Here is an 8,484-nt window from a genome sequence, read left to right on the forward strand (position 1 = left end):
TTGCGGGACTTAACCCAACATCTCACGACACGAGCTGACGACAGCCATGCACCACCTGTAAACCGAACCGTCCGCACCGACGACCGGATGCGTCGCGCAGTCGTCACCGCCCCGCGCCGAGGTCGAAGACGATGCGGGCCTTGACCTGGCCGCGCAGCACCTCGTCGATGGATTCGTTGACGGAGGCGAGGGGACGGGTCTCGTAGATGACCTTGGTGCGTCCGGCGGCGTGCAGTTGGAAGACCTCGGCGAGGTCCTGACGGGTGCCGACGATGGAGCCGATCACCGAGGTGCCGTTGAGGACGGTGTCGAAGATCGGCACGCGGACCGTGCCGTGTGCCGGCAGGGCCACCATCACCAGCTTGCCGCCGCGTCGCAGCCCGGCGTTGACGGCTTCGAAGGCCGCGTCGTTCACCGCGAGCGCGATGGCCGCGTGGGCGCCGCCGTGCCGCTTGAGCACCTCGCCGACGTTCTCCACCCGGGCGTCGATGACGATGTCGGCGCCGAGGTCCTTGGCGAGCTGGAGCTTGTCGTCGGTGACGTCGATCGCGGCGACGGTGGCACCGGCGATCTTGGCGTACTGCACGGCCAGGTGGCCGAGCCCGCCGACGCCGGAGACGGCGACGAGCTGGGTGGGCTTCACGTCGGCGACCTTGAGCGCCTTGTAGGTGGTCACGCCCGCGCAGGTCAGCGGCGCGGCCTCCAGGGCGGTGATGCCCTCGGGCACCGGCTGGGCGAAGTCGGCCCAGGCCAGCATCTTCTCGGCGTATCCGCCGTCGCAGCCGTAGCCGGTGTTGATCTGCTGCTCGCACAGGGTCTCCCAGCCGGACAGGCAGTGCTCGCACCGTCCGCAGGCCCTGCCCAGCCAGGGCACGGCGACCCGCTGCCCGACGGACAGGTGGGTGACGCCCTCGCCGAGCTCCTCGACCAGGCCGACGCCCTCGTGGCCGGGCACGAACGGCGGGTTGGGCTTGACCGGCCAGTCACCGTGCGCGGCGTGGATGTCGGTGTGGCACAGCCCGGACGCCTCCACCCGGACCCGGATCTGACCCGGACCGGGCTCGGGGTCCGGACGCTCCTCGATGACCAGGGGTTCACCGAACGCTCGAACGACCGCTGCCTTCATGGCTTCTTCTCCTCTGTGCTGTCTGTGCTGTCTGTGCTGTCTGTGCTGGATGCGCCGGTGCGCCGTGGACCGTGCGGTGTCAGGGGTGCGCGACGACGGCGACGGGGGCCGTGGAGTGGTGCAGGACGGCGTGCGCGACCGGGCCGATGTGGGCGCCCAGCGGGCTGCGGCGGATCCGGCGGCCCACGACGACGAGCGAGGCCTCGCGGGCGGCGTCCAGTACGCGGTCGGCCGCGCTGCCCAGGCGGGAGATCTCGACGACCTCGACGTCCGGGTACTTCGTACGCCAGGGGCGCAGCACCTCGGCCAGAGCGGCGGCTTCCTGCCGGCCGAGCTCGGCACCGATCTCGGGCGCCACGGGCAGGCTGTAGACGTAGTACGGCGCCAGCGTCCACGCGTGCACCACGCGCAGGGCGGTGCCGCGGCGGTCGGCCTCCTCGAAGGCGAAGCCGAGGACGGCGTCGTCGGGCTCGGCCACGTCCAGGCCGAGCACGACCGGGCGGTACGGGGCCGCCGCGGACGGGGCGCCGGCCGGATCCGCGACGCGCTCGTCGGCGGCCTGCCCGCCGGCCCGGACGAGCACCACCGGGACATCGGTGTGCGCGACGGCCGCCAGGCCCACCGAGCCGACCAGGAAGCCGCCGAGCCCGCCGAGGGCACGGGAGCCGAGGACGAGCAGTTCGGCATCCTTCGCGGCGTCCGCCAGCACGTCGGCGGGCGTGCCGGTCAGTTGCCGCTGCGTGATCTCGACGCCGGGGTGGCGCAGCCGCAGGCCCTCGGCCGTCTCACGCGGGATGCGCTCGCTCCAGTGCGCCTGCGTCTCGGCGCCGAGCAGCGGCGCCTGGGCCATCGGCTCCGGCACCGGCTGCCACACGTGCACCAGCGTCAGCGGCAGGCCGCGCAACCGCGCCTCACGTGCCGCCCACTGCGCGGCGGCGTTGCTCTCGGACGATCCGTCGATACCCGCGACAACAGTGCGGACCATGGTGTTCTGCCTCCTGGACTGGGCTTCTGCTTCCACCATGCGGCAGCGGAGGCCGCCCGGAGCAGGGGCCGCAGGTCCCCGGCGCGGGCCGACCGGCCCTATCGTCCCGGCGCCGGGCGGCGCGGCCGGACCGGACGCCCGGCCACGCCGCCCGGCGCAGGGCCGAACGGCCCGCCGCCGGCCCCCCTACGGCCCAAGTCCCGCCCCGCCCGCGGACGGGAGGCTGACACGGCGTCCGGGGAGCACCGGACAGGGACGACCCATCGGGGAGGACGACGGACATGACCGTACGCGTGGGGATCAACGGGTTCGGCCGCATCGGACGCAACTACCTGCGGTGCCTGCTGGAACGCGCCGAGGCGGGCAGCGGAACACCCGTGGAGGTGGTGGCCGTCAACGACGTCACCTCGCCGGCGGCGCTGGCTCATCTGCTGACGTACGACTCGACGTACGGCCGCCTCGGCCGGCCCGTCGACCACGACGACACCTCGCTGACCGTCGACGGCCACCGCGTGGCCGTGAGCGCCGAGCGCGACCCGGCCGCCCTCGCCTGGGGCGACCTCGGCGTCGACATCGTCATCGAGTCGACCGGCCGCTTCCGCACCCGCGAGCAGGCGGGCCGGCACCTGTCGGCGGGCGCGCGCAAGGTGCTGCTGTCCGTGCCCGGCAAGGACGTCGACGCCACCGTCGTCATGGGCGTCAACGAAGGCACGTACGACGCGCGACGGCACCACGTGGTCTCCAACGCCTCGTGCACCACCAACTGCGTGGCCCCCATGGTGAAGGTGCTCGACGAGCACTTCGGCGTCGTCAAGGGGCTGATGACCACCATCCACGGCTACACCAACGACCAGGTGGTCCTCGACGGCCCGCACAAGGACCTGCGCCGCGGCCGCAGCGCCGCCGTGAACATCATCCCCACCAGCACCGGGGCCGCCCGCGCCGTCGGCCTGGTCCTGCCCGAGCTGGCCGGCACCCTCGACGGCAGCGCGGTGCGCGTCCCGGTCGAGGACGGCTCCCTCACCGACCTGACCATGGTCCTCGAACGCCCCGTGACCGCGGACGAGGTCAACGCCGCCTACCGGGAGGCCGCCGCCGGACCGCTCAAGGGCGTCCTGAGGGTCTCCGACGCCCCGATCGTCTCCCGGGACGTCGTCGGCGACCCCGCCTCCTGCGTCCTGGACGCCCCGTTGACCCAGGTCCACGGCGACCTGGTGAAGGTCTTCGGCTGGTACGACAACGAGTGGGGCTACACCAACCGGTTGCTCGACCTCACCGAGTACGTCGCCGCCCGCCTGCCCCGCGACTGACGATCACCCCTCGGGGCTTCCCCCCACGACGAAACGATCCCGTATCCTCCTGTGGCGCCCACCGCTACCGTGGCAGGCGAAGCGAAGCGGTACCACGGCCGGTCACAGGCGGAGAGCGGGAGGAGAACGGGTGGGAAGCCCCGAGGGGGAGCAGGCCCGGATGCGGCTGCCCCAGCTACGGCTGGACGAGCTCCTGGAGGAGTTGCAGGCCCGCCTGGACGCGGCCCGCGGCACCCGGGACCGCGTCCACAGCCTGCTGGAGGCAGTGCTCTCGGTGGGCCGGGAGCTGGACCTCGAGCAGGCGCTGCACAGCATCGTCGAGGCCGCCGCGGCCCTCGTCGACGCCGAGTACGCCGCACTGGGCGTGATCGGCCCGGACGGGCGCCGGCTGTCGGCGTTCCACACGGTCGGCGTCAGCGACGAACAGATCGCGCGCATCGGCCCGTACCCGGAGGGCCACGGCATCCTCGGAGAGCTGATCCGGCACCCCGAGCCCCTGCGCCTGGCGAAACTCTCCGAACATTCCGCCTCGTACGGCTTTCCCGCGAACCACCCGCCGATGAACTCCTTCCTCGGCGTCCCCATCAGGGTGCGCGAGCAGGTCTTCGGCAACCTGTACCTGACCGAGAAACGCGGCGGGCTGCAGTTCGACGAGGAGGACGAGGCGGTGCTGTCGACGCTGGCCGTCGCGGCGGGCGTCGCCATCGACAACGCCCGGCTCTACGAGGAGTCCCGGCTGCGCGAGCGCTGGCTCCAGGCCAACGCCGAGATCACCCACCGGCTGATGTCCGGCAGCGAGCAGGGCGACGTCCTCGCGCTCATCGCCGAACAGGCACGGGAGATCACCGGCGCGGCACTCGCCGTGCTGGCGATCCCGATGCAGGGCACCGACTCCCTCGCCGTGGAACTGGCCATCGGCCCGGAAGCGGAAGCGCACCGGGGCCTCGTACTGCCCCAGGAAGGCAGCCTCATCGGCCAGGCCTTCGCCCGGGACACGCCGGTGACCAGCGCGGACATCGCCCAGGACGACCGGACTTCGGCGGGCCCCCCGCGGTTCACGGGGCTGGGTCCGGCCGTGGCCGTCCCCATCGGCTCCGGCGAGAGCGCCCGCGGTGTGGTGCTGCTGGTCCGGGAGACGGGCGGCAACGAGTTCACCGAGAAGGAGATGGCACCGCTGCGGGTCTTCGCCGCCCAGGCGGCCGTCGCCATGGAGCTGGCCGAACGCCGTCAGGACGCCGAGCAGATCGTGCTGCTCGAGGACCGCGACCGGATCGCCCGGGACCTCCACGACCTGGCCATCCAGCGGCTGTTCGCCACCGGTATGACGCTGCAGAGCGCGGGCCGTTTCATCGAGCACTCGGGTGCTTCCGAGCGGGTGCTGAGGGCGGTGGACGACCTCGACGAGACCATCAAGATCATCCGGTCGACGATCTTCGGTCTGCGCACCCGCGGCGACGAGGCGGCGCCCGGCCTGCGGGCCCGAGCGGTCCGGGTGGTCGGAGAGGCCGCGCCCGTCCTCGGTTTCGCACCCGGCGTCCGCATGGAGGGACTGCTCGACACCCACGTGCCGAAGGACACCGCCGACCACATCGTGGCCGTCCTGTCCGAGTCCCTGACCAACATCGCCCGGCACGCCGGCGCCGACCGCGCCGAGGTCGTGCTGGAGACCGACGGCAAGCAGGTCCGCCTCACGGTCACCGACAACGGTGTGGGCATCCCGGCGGAAGGCCGCCGCAGCGGCCTCACCAACATGGCGGAGCGGGCCAGGAAGCTCGGCGGGGACATGGAACACACCGACCGGGAGGGCGGCGGCACGGAGCTCGTGTGGCACGCCCCGCTGCGGGAGACGGAGAGTCCGGCGGCCGGCTGACCACGACACGGCGGCGGGCCTGTCCGGACGGAGACGTCCGGGCAGGCCCGCCGAGTCGTCCGTGCGAGGCACGGGAGCCCCCTCGTCCCTCCGCACCGCACCGGCGGCTCCGGCCGCCTCCCGCACCGCGCCGACGGCCCTCCGCACGGCACCTACGGCCCTCCGCGCGGCCCCGTCGGGCCGTCCTCACCACCCCGGCGGATCACAGCGGCACGCGCGCGACGTCCATGACCTCCTCCACCGCGCGGCGCGGTGAGGCCGGTCCGTCGGGGCCGTACCCGAGCCGGATCACCATCTGCGCGTGGCCGCGCCGCTCGTCGCCGAGCGACCCCAACTGTGCGCGCAGGTCCGGCCATTCGAGGGCCTGGTGCAGCAACGAGGCCCGGGTGCCGTGGGCGGTGGCCAACAGCAGGACGTGCTCCAGCGCCTGGCCGGCGCGCAGCCAGTCCGCGCGCCGGTCGTGCGCCGTGGACAGCAGGGCGAGCTGCGGACGCGCCTCGTACGGGCGGGCCGCGAGGACGGCCGGGTGCCGGTGGGCGCCGAAGTCCCGCATCGGTACCCGGTCCAGGAAGTCCTGGAGGCCCAGGACCCCCTCCCGCATGCCCACCGCCGAGGGTTCCGCGGCCCGGACCCAGTGCCGGCTCTCGGCCGCGCGGTCGGCGTCCACCGTGTTGCGGCGTTCTGCCTCCCGCGTGAGCCGCAGCACGTGGTCGGTCTCCTGCGGCTCGGGGAAGCGCAGGAAGGCACCCTCCGCCCGGGCCGCTTCGGCGAGTTCGGCCAGGAGGTGCCCGGGCAAGGGCCGGTCGGAGAACGGGAACCGGCTGCTGTGCCGGCGCCACACGGCGTCGTGCAGGTCGGGTGCCGAGGTACCGCGGGCCGGCCGGGCAAGGCGGACGGTGGCGAGGAGATCCGGTCGACCGGGACGGGGGAGCAGCCGCGTGACGGGTTCATGGCCGTGATGGGCGGCCGCCACGCGCAGGTTGAGGACGGCGCAGCCGACCGAGAGGTGCAGGGCACGCCCCGTGGGGTCGAGGTGGCGCAGGCCCCGTTCCGTGGCGGCCCGGATCTCCACCGTCCGGGTCTCCGGGACGTACCGGAAGCGCCAGGGCTGGGTGTTGTGGACGGAGGGCGCCGCCGCGGCGGCGGCGATCAGCCTCTCCAGGACGGGAACGTCGAGAGTCGTCGTGCTCATCGGAACTCCTTTCCGACCCGCACGTGCCGTGGGCGGTGCCGGTCGTCGTCCTGGCTCAGCGTGGTGTCGGGGGAGCGCGAAGGCCAGGGGCCGAGTGGCCCTGCCCGGCTCCGGACGGCCCTGTCCGCGCCGGCCGGTCGGCCGCGGCGGACCGCGCCGTGCTCGCCCCTCTGCCGTACGCCCGCCGCCGAACAGGCCCTTGACCGGGGGACGTTCAGCCCTTCGGCCGCGGCCCTTCGGCACTCGGTGGGGGCGGCCCGGCACAGCACAGTGAGTGGTGTCCGGGACCGACCGGACCGCCTCCGAAGGGAACACCGCCATGGCCGTGCACGAGCACGCTCACCGCACCGCGGGTCTTCACCTGCCGTCGTTCCGCAGGGGCCGTGCGGCCACGGCGCCCGGGACCGCCGAGTCGGCACTCGAGGGCACGCACACCGTGCGGGCCCGCCTCCTGGGGAGCCTGCGGATCCTGATGGGGTTCGTCTTCCTGTGGGCCTTCCTCGACAAGACCTTCGGCCTCGGCTACGCCACCGGTTCCGGCAAGGGCTGGATCGACGGCGGCTCGCCGACGAAGGGGTTCCTCAGCGGTGTCGCGGCCGGGCCGCTGGAGTCGACGTTCCACTCCTGGGCCGGTGCCGCCTGGGCGGACCGGCTGTTCATGCTCGGCCTCCTGGGCGTGGGCGCGGCACTGGTCGCGGGGATCGGCCTGCGGCTCGCCGCGGTGGCGGGAACCGCGATGATGGCGCTGATGTGGATGGCGGAGTGGCCGCCGGCCCAGCACCTCTCGGACGGCGCGCCGAGCATGTCGACGAACCCCTTCGCCGACCACCACCTCGTCTACGCCCTCGTCCTGATCGCCCTGGCCGCCGCCTCCGCCGGGGACACCCTCGGCGCCGGCCGCCGCTGGGCCGCCCTCCCGTTCGTGCGCGACAACGGCTGGCTGCGCTGAGCGCGCCGCACGCGGCGGGCCCCCGACCGGGCCCGCCGCGGCAGTGAGACCCCGACCCCACCACCCCCGCGGCCGGCCGGCCCGGCCCCTCACCCAGGAGACGCACACCATGTCCCACACCGTCACCGTAGGTTTCGACGGATCCCGCGAGAGCCGCGCCGCCGCCGAGTGGGCGGCCGGGGAGGCGCGGCTGCGCACCCTGCCGCTCCGGCTCGTCCAGGTCTGGGAGCCCCTTCCGCAGCCCATGGCGCAGGACCCCCTCCCCGACGCCGGGACCAGCCGGCACTGGACCGGGAGAATCCCGCGCGAGGCCGCCGAGGAACTGCGTCTGCGGCACCCCGGTCTCGACGTCCGGACCGAGCAGCTCTCCGGCCGCCCGGCCGAGGAGCTGTGCCGGGCGGCCGCCGAGGCGGAACTGCTGGTGCTCGGCTCGCGCGGGATGAGCGGGCTCGGCGGCTTCCTGGTCGGCTCGGTCGGCCTCGCCGTCGTGGCGCACGCCGAACGGCCGGTGGTCCTGGTCCGCGCCCCCGAACCCGCCGACGGGCACGGCACGGGCGACGCGCACGGGCCGGTCGTACTGGGTCTGGACACCGGCCGGCCGAGCGAGGCGCTGATCGAGTTCGCCCTGACCGAGGCGGTCCGCCGCGGCGCCGCCGTACGCGTCGTCCACGGCTGGAGCCCGAAGCCCTCCTACGCCTACGCACTGGCGGCCGACCCCGGCCTCCACGAGACGCTCGCCCAGTACGAGTCCACCGCGCTGACCGAGATGCTCCACCCCTGGCGGGAGAAGTTCCCGGACCTGGAGATCACGGCCGAGTCCCGGTACGGCAGCCCGGCCGCACAGCTGGTGGAGGCGTCCCGCGACGCCCGGCTCGTGGTGGTGGGCCGCCGGATCCGCCGCCGTGGACCCGGCACGCACGTCGGCCATGTCACCCACGCGGTGCTGCACCACTGCACCGCTCCCGTCGCGGTCGTCCCGCACGACTGAGGTGCCCCGGCGCGGTCTGTCCATCGCGGACCAGCAGATCGTCGAGATCGCCAAGGCGCTCTCC

7 protein-coding genes are annotated in these 8,484 nt (G+C 74.0%); 4 read left to right on the top strand and 3 right to left on the bottom strand.

The window, feature by feature from the left end; translation table 11 throughout:
* Positions 1-103: 103 nt before the first annotated feature.
* Both adhP and AB0N31_RS35890 read right to left on the bottom strand, forming a co-directional pair.
* Positions 104-1,126, bottom strand: a complete 1,023-nt coding sequence (gene adhP / locus AB0N31_RS35885) for an alcohol dehydrogenase AdhP (protein ID WP_366062737.1) — start codon at positions 1,124-1,126, stop codon at positions 104-106.
* 79 nt (positions 1,127-1,205) lie between these two features.
* Positions 1,206-2,111, bottom strand: coding sequence for a universal stress protein (locus tag AB0N31_RS35890; RefSeq protein WP_366062738.1), 906 nt, complete (start codon positions 2,109-2,111; stop codon positions 1,206-1,208).
* Positions 2,112-2,392: 281 nt separating this feature from the next.
* On the opposite strand from AB0N31_RS35890, the gene gap reads away from it, so the two are divergent.
* A complete protein-coding gene (gene gap, locus AB0N31_RS35895) occupies positions 2,393-3,421 on the top strand; it encodes a type I glyceraldehyde-3-phosphate dehydrogenase (RefSeq protein ID WP_366062739.1) in 1,029 nt (342 codons plus the stop codon).
* 160 nt (positions 3,422-3,581) lie between these two features.
* Positions 3,582-5,291 carry a GAF domain-containing sensor histidine kinase gene (locus AB0N31_RS35900; RefSeq protein ID WP_366062744.1) on the top strand — a complete coding sequence of 570 codons (1,710 nt, stop codon included), beginning with the start codon at positions 3,582-3,584 and terminating at the stop codon, positions 5,289-5,291.
* A gap of 202 nt (positions 5,292-5,493) precedes the next feature.
* Here the strand turns inward: AB0N31_RS35900 and AB0N31_RS35905 are convergent, their stop codons facing one another.
* Positions 5,494-6,483: a hypothetical protein gene (locus tag AB0N31_RS35905; protein ID WP_366062740.1), complete on the bottom strand. Its 990-nt coding sequence runs from the start codon at positions 6,481-6,483 to the stop codon at positions 5,494-5,496.
* Positions 6,484-6,802: 319 nt separating this feature from the next.
* Between AB0N31_RS35905 and AB0N31_RS35910 the strand changes: the two genes are divergently transcribed.
* Positions 6,803-7,432 (top strand): hypothetical protein, encoded by a 630-nt coding sequence (locus AB0N31_RS35910; RefSeq protein WP_366062741.1) that lies wholly within the window; start codon positions 6,803-6,805, stop codon positions 7,430-7,432.
* Positions 7,433-7,541: 109 nt separating this feature from the next.
* The gene (locus AB0N31_RS35915; protein ID WP_366062742.1) at positions 7,542-8,420 is read left to right on the top strand and encodes a universal stress protein; all 879 of its coding nucleotides are present in this window, start codon (positions 7,542-7,544) and stop codon (positions 8,418-8,420) included.
* The last annotated feature ends 64 nt before the right edge of the window (positions 8,421-8,484 follow it).

The sequence above is a fragment of the Streptomyces sp. NPDC051051 genome, assembly GCF_040682975.1.
In the GTDB taxonomy this organism is placed as follows: Bacteria; Actinomycetota; Actinomycetes; order Streptomycetales; family Streptomycetaceae; genus Streptomyces.